The sequence below is a fragment of the Micromonospora coxensis genome, from assembly GCF_900090295.1.
GTDB lineage: Bacteria > Actinomycetota > Actinomycetes > Mycobacteriales > Micromonosporaceae > Micromonospora > Micromonospora coxensis.
This window is the reverse complement of record NZ_LT607753.1, coordinates 1,812,372-1,825,201: the sequence shown is the minus strand read 5'-3', so window position 1 is coordinate 1,825,201 and position 12,830 is coordinate 1,812,372. Positions and strand designations below refer to the sequence as shown.

The 12,830-nt window shown below is 76.1% G+C and carries 9 protein-coding genes; 5 read left to right on the top strand and 4 right to left on the bottom strand.

The genetic code is table 11. From position 1 onward, the window contains the following. The first annotated feature begins 35 nt into the window (after positions 1–35). Positions 36–236 carry a hypothetical protein gene (locus GA0070614_RS08025; protein WP_088975355.1) on the top strand — a complete coding sequence of 67 codons (201 nt, stop codon included), beginning with the start codon at positions 36–38 and terminating at the stop codon, positions 234–236. Continuing rightward, positions 236–1,033, top strand: coding sequence for a site-2 protease family protein (locus GA0070614_RS08020; RefSeq protein ID WP_088979313.1), 798 nt, complete (start codon positions 236–238; stop codon positions 1,031–1,033). Before GA0070614_RS08025 ends, GA0070614_RS08020 begins: the two co-directional genes overlap by 1 nt. A 127-nt stretch (positions 1,034–1,160) precedes the next feature. Here the strand turns inward: GA0070614_RS08020 and GA0070614_RS08015 are convergent, their stop codons facing one another. After that, positions 1,161–2,159, bottom strand: a complete 999-nt coding sequence (locus GA0070614_RS08015) for an aldo/keto reductase family protein (protein ID WP_088975354.1) — start codon at positions 2,157–2,159, stop codon at positions 1,161–1,163. Between the two features lie 58 nt (positions 2,160–2,217). Then, a complete protein-coding gene (locus GA0070614_RS31050) occupies positions 2,218–7,737 on the bottom strand; it encodes a WG repeat-containing protein (RefSeq protein ID WP_231933579.1) in 5,520 nt (1,839 codons plus the stop codon). A gap of 284 nt (positions 7,738–8,021) precedes the next feature. On the opposite strand from GA0070614_RS31050, the gene GA0070614_RS08000 reads away from it, so the two are divergent. Genes GA0070614_RS08000 through GA0070614_RS07990 form a run of 3 tightly spaced genes read left to right on the top strand, consistent with a single transcriptional unit; the run spans position 8,022 to position 10,565 of the window. Further along, the gene (locus GA0070614_RS08000) at positions 8,022–8,750 is read left to right on the top strand and encodes an ABC transporter permease (RefSeq protein ID WP_408630740.1); all 729 of its coding nucleotides are present in this window, start codon (positions 8,022–8,024) and stop codon (positions 8,748–8,750) included. After that, on the top strand, positions 8,743–9,597 hold the full coding sequence (locus GA0070614_RS07995) for an ABC transporter permease (RefSeq protein WP_408630739.1): 855 nt from the start codon (positions 8,743–8,745) through the stop codon (positions 9,595–9,597). Before GA0070614_RS08000 ends, GA0070614_RS07995 begins: the two co-directional genes overlap by 8 nt. Continuing rightward, the gene (locus tag GA0070614_RS07990) at positions 9,594–10,565 is read left to right on the top strand and encodes an ABC transporter ATP-binding protein (RefSeq protein WP_088975352.1); all 972 of its coding nucleotides are present in this window, start codon (positions 9,594–9,596) and stop codon (positions 10,563–10,565) included. Before GA0070614_RS07995 ends, GA0070614_RS07990 begins: the two co-directional genes overlap by 4 nt. A gap of 76 nt (positions 10,566–10,641) precedes the next feature. Here the strand turns inward: GA0070614_RS07990 and GA0070614_RS07985 are convergent, their stop codons facing one another. Further along, the gene (locus GA0070614_RS07985) at positions 10,642–11,286 is read right to left on the bottom strand and encodes a DUF3043 domain-containing protein (protein ID WP_088975351.1); all 645 of its coding nucleotides are present in this window, start codon (positions 11,284–11,286) and stop codon (positions 10,642–10,644) included. A gap of 35 nt (positions 11,287–11,321) precedes the next feature. Beyond that, a complete protein-coding gene (gene murA, locus GA0070614_RS07980; protein ID WP_088975350.1) occupies positions 11,322–12,677 on the bottom strand; it encodes a UDP-N-acetylglucosamine 1-carboxyvinyltransferase in 1,356 nt (451 codons plus the stop codon). Positions 12,678–12,830 lie beyond the last annotated feature (153 nt).

Genomic DNA, 12,830 nt, shown 5'->3' with positions numbered 1-12,830 from the left:
CCCGGGGACGGTGGAGCGGCGAGGGGAGACGCGGCATGGCGTGGAGCTGGCGGTACGAGGGCGCGGACGGCGCGACGGTCGAGGGGCCGACGGAGTCGTTCGGCAGTCAGGCGGACGCCGAATCGTGGATCGGCCAGACCTGGCGGGAGCTCGCGGCGTCCGGCGTCACCTCGGTCGCGCTCGTCGAGGACGACCGCGTCGAGTACCGGATGAGCCTGCTGCCGACGGCGGAGTGATGGCGTACGACCGCCCGGGGGAGCCGCTGGTGCTCGGCGTGCCCCGGGCGGCGTTCCGTCCCAGCCCGATCTTCCTCGCCCTGGTCGCGCTCTTCATGGTCAGCGGCGTGATGGCCTGGAACGGGTTCGGCAACGTCCGGTTCGACGTGTTCCTCTTCGTGGTGTCGGGCTGGCTGGTCTCGCTCTGCCTGCACGAGTACGCCCACGCGGTGGTCGCGTACCGGGCCGGCGACCGGGACATCGCCCACCGGGGCTACCTGACGTTGAACCCGCTCAAGTACACCCACCCGCTGCTGTCGATCGTGCTGCCCGTGGTGGTGGTGCTGCTCGGCGGCATCGGCCTGCCCGGCGGCGCGGTCTGGGTGGACCGGCACGCCATCCCGGGTCGGCTGCGGCACACCCTGGTCAGCCTGGCCGGCCCGGCCACCAACGTGCTGTTCACCCTGGTGCTGGTGGCCGCGCTGCGCGTCGGTAGCGAGCTGTTCGGCGGGCCGGTCGAGTTCTGGGCCGGGCTGGCGCTGCTGGCGTTCCTCCAGCTCACCGCGAGCCTGCTGAACCTGCTGCCGGTGCCCGGCCTGGACGGCGGCAACATGATCCAGCCGTGGCTGAGCCCGCAGTACCGCCGGATGTACGACCTGTTCGCCCCGTACGGCTTCATCCTGCTCTTCGCGTTGCTGTGGAACCCGCGCATCGGCGGCTGGTTCTTCGACGCGGTCTTCGCCATCGGCGACCTGCTCGGCCTGCCGCCCTGGCTGTACGCGCTCGGGCTGGAGCTGATCCGCTTCTGGCAGGGCTGACCCCCGGCAGCCGGGTGCCGGCCGCCGACGCCGCCGGGAGCCGCCGCGCAGCGGCGGGGGACACCGGGCCGGGCGTACCCGGGAGGGAGCCGGACCGGCGCGGAGGCCGCGCCGGCCCGGCCGGGTGTCACGGCCGCTCGGCCGGGCTCTCGGTCTTCGCCGCGTCCCGCTCGGTGACCGGTTCGACGATCTCGTCGATCGCCTTGAGCAGGTCGGCGTCGAGCTTCACACCGGACGCCTTGACGTTGTCGTGCACCTGCTCCGGCCGGGACGCCCCGATGATCGCCGAGGCGACGTTCGGGTTCTGCAGCACCCACGCGACGGCGAGCTGCGGCATGGTCAGCCCGGCCTGCTCGGCGAGGGGCTTGAGCCGCTGCACCCGGGTCAGCACCTCGTCGCTCAGCCACTGGGCGATGAACCCGGCGCCCGACTTCTCGTCGGTGGCCCGGGAGCCGGCCGGCGGCGGCTGGCCGGGCAGGTACTTGCCGGAGAGCACGCCCTGCGCCATCGGCGACCAGACGATCTGCGACACGCCCAGCTCCTCGCTGGTGGGCACGACCTCGGTCTCGATGACCCGCCACAGCATCGAGTACTGCGGCTGGTTGGAGACCAGCGGGATGCGCAGCTCCCGGGCCAGGGCGTGGGCCTCGCGGATCTGCGACGCCTTCCACTCCGAGACGCCGATGTAGTGCGCCTTGCCGGAGTGCACGATGTCGGCGAACGCCTCCATCGTCTCCTCCAGCGGCGTGCTGTAGTCGTACCGGTGGGCCTGGTAGAGGTCCACGTAGTCGGTGCGCAGCCGGCGCAGCGAGCCGTTGATCGACTCCATGATGTGCTTGCGGGACAGGCCCCGGTCGTTGCGCCCCGGGCCGGTCGGCCAGTAGACCTTCGTGAAGATCTCCAGCCCTTCGCGACGCTCGCCCGCCAGCGCCTTGCCGAGCACCTCCTCGGCCCGGGTGCCGGCGTACACGTCGGCGGTGTCGAACGTGGTGATGCCGGTGTCCAGCGCGGCCCGGACACAGGCCAGCGCCGCGTCCTCCTCGACCTGGGAGCCGTGGGTGATCCAGTTGCCGTACGAGATCTCGCTGACCAGCAGGCCGGAACGGCCCAGATGACGGAATTCCATGCTCACGACCCTAGTCCGGTCGGATCATGACCACCCGTCGGCGCGGGGGCGAGGTGGCTCAGAGCACCGGGTGGGCGTCGGCCAGCAGCAGGTCGATCTCGGCCAGCACGGCGTCCCGGCCCGGGTGCACCGGGTCGATCAGCGACCTGCCCTGCCGGTCCAGCGCGCCCCACCGGCCGGTGCCGTCGGTGGCCAGGAACGCCACCGGGTGGATCACCAGCGCCGGATGCGCCGGCGCCACCAGCACCTTCCCGGCGCGGTCCACCACCCCGCGCAGGCCGCCCACCTCCACCACCGCCAGCCCCTCGTCGGTGAACCCGTCCACCTGCCGGCCGTCGGCCAGCATGGTGCGGAAACCGTGGTAGCGGGGCGGGACGACCATCCGGCCGTCGCGGTTCACCGCGCCCCAGCCGCCCCGGCGGACCGCGGCCACGCCGCCCCGGAACGGCCGCACCTCCTCGAAGCCGCCGTGCGTCACCTCGGTGCCGTCCGGCTCGATCGCCGTCCAGTCCGCGTCACCGCCACGCGACACCCAGGCCAGGCCGTCGGAGAAGGCGCGAACGATCGGGTACGCCGGGGCGAGCAGGGTCGCGCCGGTCTCGTCGAGCAGCTCCCAGCCCGGGGCGTCCGGGCGGCGCACCCAGGCCATGCCCTCGGCGAAGGGCTGCGCCTCGGCGAAGGTGTAGCCGATCACCAGCTCGCCGTCGGCGTCCGCGTACCCCCACAGACCCAGGCCGCCGTCGAACGTCGGCGCCGGGGAGCGGCGTCCGCGCAGCACCTCCTCCCGGGTCCGGGGGTACGGCCCGAAGCCGCCCCTGGCCGCCGCCCGCGCGTGCACGGCGTCCAGCGAGATCCTGATCCGCTCGGTCAGCTCCGGGTCGTCGGCGCGGCGCAGGTCCAGCGCCCGCTCGAAGTGCTCGCACGCCTCCATCAGCCGGCCCTGGTCGTAGCAGGACCGGCCCGCGTGCTCGTGCAGGGCAGCCCGCAGCCGGTCCGGCAGCTCCGCCGAGTTGGCCTCCGCGAAGAGCCGGTCGGCCTCGGCGTGCTCGCCCTTGCGGCGCAGCACCTCCGCCAGCCGGGCCCGGGCCAGCGCGGTGCGCCGCAGCTCCCCGGTCGCCTCGGCGTACGTGAGGGCGAGCCGACCGTCGGCGAGGGCGTCGTCCAGGTCGTCCACGACGCGGGAGACCACGGCACGCAGGCTCAGCAGCCGGGCGCGGGCCCGGTTGTCCAGGGACACCCCGAGCTTCTCGGTCAGCCGCCGCCGGAGCGCCCGCAGTTCGTCCGGGTCGTCGACGACCTCGCACAGGGTGTCCTGGTCGAGCCGCCACCGGTACGCGGCCAGCACCTGCTCCGGGTCGCCCTGCGCGACGGCGGCGGCGCCCGTGGTGCCGGCCGGCGGGACGGGCTCCGGTGTCGACGGCGCGCGGTCCGGCGCGCTCGCTGCCGGTGCCGTGGCGGCCGGGGGCTGGTCCGTCGGCTCGTTGGCCGGGGCGGGCTCGTCCGCCGGCCGGGTGTCGCGCACCGTCGGCTCGCCCGCCGGCTGTCCGGGCGGGACGGACGCCGGGGCGGCCGGCGAGTCCGCCGGGTGCGTCCTGTCGTCGGGCCCCGACGGGATCGGCTGTGCGGTGGTGTCCTCGGCCGGCTCCGGGCGAGGATCTCCGGCGGTCATCGACCCCTGGTGCTGGCCGGTCGGCTCCGCGTCGGCGGGGGTCGACGCAGTGGTGGCGGTGGGCTCCGGGTCGTGCCGGTCGGTCGGGGCGTCGGTGGCCGGGGCGGCGGTCGTGGTCCGCCCCGGGTGGTGCCGGTCGGCCGGCTCGGTGACGTCGAGGGTCGCGGCCGACGCCTCCGACCACTCAGGAGAGGCCGGCGCGGAGCCGGGGTGGGACGCCTCGTCCGCCGTCGGGGCGACCTCGTCGACGGCTGCCCCGGGCACCCGAACCGCCGGATCCGACGGCGTGCCGACGGCCGGTGGCGCGGAGACCTGGGCCGGTGGCGCGGACACCTGCGCGGACGGAGGCGACGCCGCTGCCGGCGGCCCGGACACCGGGGCCGCCTGGGCCGGGGGCGCGGACACCTGCGCTGCTGGTCCGGAGACCGGGACGGGTGGCGCGGACACCGGGACCGGCCACGCGAATTCCTGGGCAGGAGGTGCGGACACCGGAGCCGGCGGTCCGGACACCGGAAGGGGAGGCGCGGACACCGGGGTGGCCGGCGTGGACACCGGGGCGGGCGGTCCGGACACCGGCGCCGGCGGTGTGGACGCCGCGTCTGCCGGCAGAGGTGGCGTCGGCACCGGCCCGCTTCCCTGCCCCGGGAGCGCGGACGGCGAGGCCGGCGGCGCGGACACCTGCGCGGGGGGCGCGGCCGGCGGCGCGGACACCTGCGCGGGGGGCGCGGGTACCTGCGCGGGCGGTGCGGACACCGGAGCCGGCGGTCCGGACACCGGGAGGGGAGGCGTGGACACCTGAGCGGGAGGCGCCGACACCTGCACGGGCGGTGCGGACACCGGTGGCGTGGCGACCGGCCGGACCGGCAGGTCGGCGCCCGGCGGTGCGGACACCGGCCGGGCGGCCAGCGGAGGCCCGGAGACGGGTCGCCCGACCACCGGCGGCGCCGGGGTGGCCGGCACCGGTACCGGCTCCTCGACGGTGCCGGCCGGTGCGACCGGGCGTGGTGTCACCCCAGGCGACGGCACCGGAGCGGGTGGCGCGGACACCGGCCGGGCGCTGACCGGCGGCGCCATCCGGTTCTCCTGCGGGTCCGCCACCGGGACGACCGGCGGAGTCGTGGCGGGCCAGACGGCCACCGGGACGGCGTCCGCCGGGTCGCGGGCAACCGCGCCGTCCGGCGGTGTCGGGCCGGTCGCGGGCGACGGTTCGCCGTCCGCGTCGTCGTGTCCGGCGGGCGCGGGGACCGAGGGCGGCGCCGACACCGGCCGGGCCGGGGTGGTGGGGCCGGGCGGAGCGGAGACGGGCCGCTCGGGATCCGACGTCCGGCCGGGAAGCGGCGACGAGGAGTCGGCCGGCGACGGGTCCGGCGCGGAGGGCCGCGTGGTCGGGGCTGGCGTGGTCCGGTCGTCCGCCGCGTCGTCGGTGCGGGCCGGGCGGGCCGCCGGGGTGCCGGAGGATCCGCCCTGGTCGGCGGGGACCTTGGTCGCCGGTGCGTCCTCGGCCGGGGGCGGTACCGGCTTGGCCGGGCGGAACCACGCCTCCGCGCTGTTGCGCGCCGGGGTGCGGGCCGGGGGCGCCACGGGGTCGGGAGTGGGCGGCGGTGGGACGTACCGGCGGGGGCGTTCCGGGGTGATCTCCAGCGCGGGACCGTCGGCCGTCCGGGCCGGGGGGCGTGGGCCCGGCTCGCCGCCGGGGCCGCCGGAGACCGGGCGGGCGGCGGTGGAGTTGTCCACGGGCGCGCCGGACGTCGGCCGGTCGCGGTCGGTCGGGGGCCGGTCGACGGACCGCTCCGCCGGGGGCCGGGCGGCGTGCGGCGGGGCGACCGGCGGCTCGTGCGACGGCCGGGTGACGGACCGGTCGGATGTGGTCCGGGCCTGGTCGGGGTGGGCGGGCGCGCCGGAGGTCGGCCGGCCGACTCCCGGACCGTCGGCGGTGGACCAGGTGACGGGCAGGTCGGTACGGGGCCGGGCCTGGTCGGGGTGGGCGGGCGCGCCGGAGGTCGGCCGGGGGACGCCGGGACCGTCGGCGGTGGACCAGGTGACGGGCCGCACGGGCGCGCCCGAGGTGGGCCGGGGAACGCCCGGGTGGTCGGCGGGCCGGTCCGCCACGCGCCGGCCGTCGGGCGGGCCCGAGGTCGGTCGGGTGGTGCCCGGACCGTCGGCGGGCCGGTCGTCCGTGCGCCGGTCGACGGGCGCGCCGGACGTGGGCCGGGGGACGGCCGACCGGTCGGGGGGCCCGTCCATTGGGCGCCGGTCGGCGGGCGCGCCCGAGGTGGGGCGCGGGACGCCGGGACCGTCGGCGGTGGACCACGTGACGGGTCGGTCGGGTCCGGGGCGGCCGGACGCGCCCGAGGTGGGCCGGGGGAGGCCGGGTCCCTCGGCGGTGGACCAGGTGACCGGTCGGGCCGGCGCGCCGGAGGTCGCACGCGCGGTGCCCGGCCCGTCGGTGGGGTGCCCGACACCCCGGTCGACGAAGGGCGGCCGTCCGGCGTCGACGCCGGACGGCGCCGGCCGGCCCGAACCCGCCACGGGGGCCCCCGGGACGGGCGGACCGGACACCGGAGCACCCGGGACCGGAGCGCCGGAGGTCGGCGCGGGGGAGATCGGTGCGGACGAGACCGGCGCGCCGGAGACCGGACGGCCCGGCGTGCTCGGGCCGTGGCCGGGGCCGGGGCGGGCCGGCGGTACCGGGGCGGCGGCGCCGGGGACCGGGCCGCGTGCGGCGGGCCGCTCGTCGTGCCGGGCCGGCCGGGTGTCGGGTCCCGGCTCCACCGGGCGGCGCTGGTCCGGACGGTGCTCCGGCTGGCGCGCGTACTCGGGGCGGGCCGGGCCGGGCCGGTGCCCGGCGTCACGGTCGCGGGTCCACGGCTCGCGGTACGCCTCGGCGGGCGGCACGGCCTCCCGTGGACGCCGGTCCGGGTACGCCTCGGCCCGGCCGGACGACTCGCGCCAGGGGCCGCGCTCCTCGGCGCGTCGGCGTTCGTCGCCGTACGGCCGCTCGTCCGGGCGGCGGTACGCGTCCGGCTGGTGCGGGTCGCTGCGCCGCTGGTCGTCGTAGTCGCGCTGCCGGCGCTCATCCGGGCGGGGCGGCAGCCGGTGGCCGTCGTCGTACCCGTGCGGGCGGCGGTCGTCGTACCCGCGCGGGGCCGGCGGGCGGTCGTCGTACTCACGGCGGCGGCGCTCGTCGTGCTCCCGGTAGCGGCCGGGGACGTCCTGGTCGGTGCGGCCCCGGTGGTCGCCGGGGCCCGGCTCGCGCGGGTCGCGCCGCCGGTCGGGTCCGCCGCCGGGACGGTACGGCGGCAGCGCCTCGCCCGGCTCGGGCAGCCAGCCGGGCTCACCGCCGCGCACCGGCTCGGGCCGAGGGCCGGGGGAGACCGGGGTGACGCCCGCCGCGGGGCGCTGCGGCCGGCCCTCGTACCGGTCGGGGGCGCCGCGGTCGGGGTTGCCGCGGTCGGGGTTGCCGCGGTCGGGCGTGCCGCGGTCGCGGTGCCAGGCGGCCTCGCGGGAGCGCTCGGTGGGGCCGGGGCGCTGCTGCTCGGGGCGGCCGGCGGACCGCTCCGGCTCGGCCTGGCGGCGTTCGCGCACCCAGATCCGCTCGTCGGCCGGCGGCCGGTACGGCTCGTCCTCGGGCCGCTCGTCGTCGACCCGGTGGCCGCTCCAGCGGGACAGGTCCTCGTCGTGGTCGGCCCAGGAGCGCCCGAGGTACGTGCCGTCGGGGCGGGTCGGGGCGAGCGGGGGCACCTCGGCGCGGCCGACGGCGGCGGCGCGTCCACGCGCGGGCGGCGGGACGTGCCGGGAGCCGATGTCGCCGGGGTAGCGCTGACCGGGGAACTGGGGATGCCACTCGGTGGTCGGTTCCATCACCCAGGAGGGCTCGGCCGGGTCGTGCCAGCGGTAGCCGCTGCTCATCGAGGGCCCTCGACGTCGCGCGTGCGGCGCGGCCCGATGCCCGGCTCGCGTCGCTCGCTCACGGCGGTGTCACCTCGTTGGAAATTGTCGTGCCGGGGCCCTCACCTGCCGGTAGAGTCGCCCGGCCCGGCACGGCATGGCTGCGGATGGAGGGTAACGGCGTGGGCTCGGTCACCGCCACTGTGGCACCGCCCACGGACTCAAACGTTATCCCACGGTTCCGGACATTTTGGGCCATATCACGATCCGGCTTCCGACGATACGCCACCTACCGGCAGGCCGCCGTGGCGGGCGTGGTCACCAACTCGGTCTTCGGCTTCCTCAAGTGTTACGTCCTGCTCGCCGTGGCCGGCACCGCCGGTGCCGCCGCCGGGTACGACCGGGCGCAGCTGGCGACGTTCGTCTGGGCCGGCCAGGGGCTGCTCGCGGTGATCCTGCTCTGGGGCTGGACCGACCTGGCCGACCGGATCCGCACCGGCGACGTCGCCACCGACCTGCTCCGCCCGGTGCACCCGGTGACCAGCTACCTCGCCACCGACCTGGGCCGCGCCGGGTACGCCGCGCTGGCCCGGATGCTGCCCCCGATGCTGGTCGGTCCCCTCTTCTTCGACGTGTACCTGCCCACCCGCCCGGCCACCCTGCCGCTCTTCGTCGTCTCGGCGGTGCTCGCCGTGGTGCTCTGCTTCGGCTGCCGGTTCCTGGTCAACGCCACCGCGTACTGGTTGCAGGACGTACGTGGTCCGATGATCCTCTGGACGCTCGGCTCCGGGGTGCTGGCCGGGCTCTACTTCCCGCTGCGGTTCCTGCCCGAGGGCGTCCAGTGGGCCCTCTGGTTCGGCACGCCGTTCCCGAGCCTGTTGCAGACCCCGCTCGACGTGCTGGTCGAACGGGACCCGACGCCCACCCAGTTCGGGCTGGTCGCGCTCCAGGCCGGCTGGGTGGTGGTCCTGCTGGCCGGCTGCCGGTGGGTGCAGCGCCGGGCCGAGCGGCGGCTGGTGGTCCAGGGTGGCTGAGCCGGCCAGGGGGACGCCGGTGGCGTACGGGGTGGCGGCGCCCTCCGGCGGGACGCTGGCGGCGTACCGGGCGCTGCTCGGGGCGCAGGCGCGGTCGCAGACGGCGTACCGGACCTCCTTCGTGGTCGACCTGCTGGGCAACGTCGGGGCCACCGTCTTCGACGTGCTGACCGTCCTGGTGCTCTACGGGGTGACCCGGGAACTGGGCGGGTTCACCCTGCGCGAGACGCTGGTGATGGTCGGGCTGACCGCCGTCGCGTTCGCCACCGCCGACCTGCTGGTCGGCAACGTCGAGCGGCTGCCCCGGTACGTGCGCACCGGGCTGCTCGACGCCGTGCTGCTGCGCCCGCTCGGCGCGCTGCCCCAACTGCTGCTGATGGACCTGCCGCTGCGCAAGGTCTCCCGGGCGATCTTCGGGCTGGCGGTGTGGATCACGGCGTTGGCCACCGCCGGGATCGACTGGACCCCCGGCCGGGTGGCGCTGGCCGTCGTCGCTCCGCTGGCCGCGGTCGTCTTCTTCGGCTCGGTCTTCGTGGCCACCGCCACCGTCTCGTTCTTCTGGGTGGAGTCGGGGGAGCTGGCCAACTCGGTCACCTACGGCGGGCGCGACTTCACCTCGTACCCGGTCACGGTCTTCGAGGGCTGGTTCCGCGCGGCCTTCGCGTACGGGCTGGGGTTCGCCTTCGTCAGCTACCAGCCGGCGCTCGCGCTGCTCGGCCGCGCCGACCCGCTCGGCCTGCCGGCCTGGGCCGGCTGGGCCGCGCCGGGCGTCGCGCTGCTCGCGCTCGCCGGCGCGACCGCGGCCTGGCGCGTCGGCGTCCGCCACTACCGGAGTACGGGGTCATGAGCCTGGTCATCGACGCGCAGGGGCTGCGCAAGGAGTTCACGGTACGGGTCAAGGTCGGCCGGCTGCGCCGGGAGAAGCGCACGGTCAGCGCGGTCGACGGGGTGGACCTGCGGGTCCACCGGGGCGAGATGCTCGGCTACATCGGTCCGAACGGCGCCGGCAAGTCCACCACCCTGAAGATGCTCACCGGGGTGCTGACCCCGTCGGCCGGGCAGGTCCGGGTCTGCGGGCTGCGCCCGGTGGCCGAGCGCACCCGGCTGGCGCTGCGTGTCGGGGTGGTGTTCGGCCAGCGGTCGCAGCTCTGGTGGGACCTGCCGTTGCGGGAGTCCTTCGACCTGCTCCGGCACGTCTACCGGGTGCCGGCCGGTGACCACGCGGCCCGGCTGCGCCGTTGCCGGGGTCTGCTCGACCTCGACGGGTTCCTGGACACCCCGGTCCGGCAGCTCTCCCTCGGGCAGCGGATGCGCGGCGAGCTGACCGCCGCCCTGCTGCACGGCCCGCAGGTGCTCTTCCTCGACGAGCCGACGATCGGCCTGGACGTGGTGAGCAAGCAGGCGGTCCGGGACTTCCTCGCCGAGCTGGGCCGGGCCGGCGACACCACGCTGGTGCTCACCACCCACGACCTGGCCGACATCGAGCGGCTCTGCCGCCGGCTGGTGGTGATCGACCACGGCCGGGTGGTGCACGACGGCACGATCGCCGACCTGCACGGCCGCTACGGCTCCCGGCGGCTGGTCGTGGCCGAGCTGGACGCCCCGCTGGCCGCGCCCCCGGTGCTGCCCGGCGCGCCGCTGCACCGGGTGGAGTCCGACGGGCGGCGCCTGGTGTACGCGCTGGAGTCGGCGGGCGTGGCGCAGGTGGTCGCCGGGCTGGCCAGCCTGGCCACGCTGCGCGACATCGCGATCGTGGAGCCGGACATCGAGGAGGTGGTGGCCCGGCTCTACCGGGCCCCGGTCCCGCAGCCCTGACCGGTCCGCCCGGGCGGGACGACGACGGCCCCCACCCGGGCTCGGCCGGGCGAGGGCCGTCGGACGGCCGGTCGCGTCAGATCTTGTCGCCGATCTCCACCCGGGGCGCGGGGGCGCGCATCCGGCGGAAGGTGATCGACCGCATGATCGCGTAGAGGTAGAGCGAGCCCATCCGCTCACCGCTGTTCGGGAACCGCTCGCGGACCAGCTTCTTGATCTTCCGGGAGATCAGGATCGAGTCGATCACCACGCCGAGCGCGAGCGCCCCCCAGATCACGTTCGACGCCAGCCGGATCTCCGGTGGCATCGCCTGGCTGGATCCGATCAGCACGATCAGCGCGCCACCGAAGAACCAGGTGCCGACCGTACGCCGGGAGTCGACCACGTTGCGGGCCAGCAGCCGCTCGGGGCCCCGGTCGCGCGGGCCGCCCTCGCGGCGGAACTCGGCGGCGGCCTCGGCGCGGGCCTTGCGGCGCTGCTCCCGGGCCTCCTCCTTGGTCAGCGGCTTCGCCGGACCGGCGGGGCGGCGGCCGGCGCCGGGACGCTTCGGGGTCTGCACCCCGAGCTCCTTCTTGCTGGGCGTGTAGCCCCGGGGACGCGCGGCGGGCGGCTCCTCGGTCACCACCGGGGTGGTGGCGGAGGAGTCGGAGTCGGCGGGCTTGCGACGAAACAGCGACGGCACGAGGTGAAGGGTAGCCAAACGTCGCCGCCCGGTGCACATCACGGTGCACCGGGCGGTTCTCGACGTGACTCGCGTTACGGACGCTCGACGTGCGCGCCCAGGCTGGCCAGCTTCGCCTCGAAGTCCTCGTAGCCCCGGTTGATCAGGTCGACGCCGTACACCCGGGAGGTGCCCTCGGCGGCGAGCGCGGCGATCAGGTGGCTGAACCCGGCGCGCAGGTCCGGGATGACCAGGTCGGCCGCGTGCAGCTTGCTCGGGCCGGCGATCACCGCGGAGTGCTTGAAGTTGCGCCGGCCGAAGCGGCACGGGGTGCCGCCGAGGCAGTCCCGGTAGACCTGGATGTTGGCGCCCATGCTGTTGAGCGCCTCGGTGTAGCCCAGCCGCTGCTCGTAGACCGTCTCGTGGACGATCGACAGGCCCCGGGCCTGGGTCAGCGCGACGACCAGCGGCTGCTGCCAGTCGGTCATGAAGCCCGGGTGCACGTCGGTCTCCAGCGCCACCGCGTTCAGCTCGCCGCCCGGGTGCCAGAACCGGATGCCGCCCTCCTGGCCCGCGTCGCCCAGCTTCGGGGGACGGGAGTCGGTGACCTCGTACGCGCCGCCGACCGAGCGGAAGATGTTCAGGAAGGTCATCATGTCGACCTGCTGCGCGCCGAGCACCTCGACGTGACCGCGGGTGGCCAGCGCCGCCGCCGCCCAGCTCGCCGCCTCGATCCGGTCCGGGATCGGCCGGTGCGTGTAGCCGCTGAGCCGCTTCACGCCCTGGATCTCGATCACCCGGTCGGTGTGCACCTTGATGATCGCGCCCATCTTCTGCAGGATGCAGATCAGGTCGATGATCTCCGGCTCGACGGCCGCGTTGCGCAGTTCGGTGACGCCCTCGGCCATCACCGCGGTGAGCAGCACCTGCTCGGTCGCGCCCACGCTCGGGTACGGCAGGGAGAACTTGGTGCCGTGCAGCCCGTTCGGCGCCGACAGGTGCAGCCCCTCCGGGGTCTTCTCCACCGTCGCGCCGAACTCCCGCAGCGCCTGCAGGTGGAAGTCGATCGGGCGCGGCCCGATGTGGCAGCCGCCCAGGTCCGGGATGAACGCGTGCCCGAGCCGGTGCAGCAGCGGGCCGCAGAACAGGATCGGGATCCGGCTGGAGCCGGCGTGCACGTTGATCTGGTCGGTGCTGGCGCTCTCGACGTTCGCCGGGTCGAAGACGAGTTCGCCCTCTTCCGCGCCGTCGGTCACCTTCACCCCGTGCAGGCCCAGCAGACCCCGGACGACCTCGACGTCACGGATGCGCGGCACGTCGAACAACCGGCTGGGGGAGTCGCCCAGCAGAGCGGCGACCATCGCCTTGGAGACGAGGTTCTTCGCGCCGCGCACGCGGATCCGCCCTTCGAGCGGAGTACCTCCGTGTACGACCAGGACGTCGTCGGTCAACGCAACCTCCAGCGCGTCGGGTGGTGCCTGTGTGTCGAGGATCGGGTCTACCGAGCCGGTTCGGCTGTCAGCTACCCGCATCGGGATGGGCGCAAAACGGCCCGCGAATGTGTCGTCGCCCCGGCAGCATAGCCCTCGGTGACGAAAATGGAA

Excerpts from the sequence above, each read along its gene's own strand:
- GA0070614_RS08025 (WP_088975355.1), top strand. The coding sequence starts at position 36 with ATGGCGTGGAGCTGGCGGTACGAGGGCGCGGACGGCGCGACGGTCGAG.
- GA0070614_RS08020 (WP_088979313.1), top strand. The coding sequence starts at position 236 with ATGGCGTACGACCGCCCGGGGGAGCCGCTGGTGCTCGGCGTGCCCCGG.
- GA0070614_RS08015 (WP_088975354.1), bottom strand. The coding sequence starts at position 2,159 with ATGGAATTCCGTCATCTGGGCCGTTCCGGCCTGCTGGTCAGCGAGATC.
- GA0070614_RS31050 (WP_231933579.1), bottom strand. The coding sequence starts at position 7,737 with ATGAGCAGCGGCTACCGCTGGCACGACCCGGCCGAGCCCTCCTGGGTG.
- GA0070614_RS07990 (WP_088975352.1), top strand. The coding sequence starts at position 9,594 with ATGAGCCTGGTCATCGACGCGCAGGGGCTGCGCAAGGAGTTCACGGTA.
- GA0070614_RS07985 (WP_088975351.1), bottom strand. The coding sequence starts at position 11,286 with ATGTGCACCGGGCGGCGACGTTTGGCTACCCTTCACCTCGTGCCGTCG.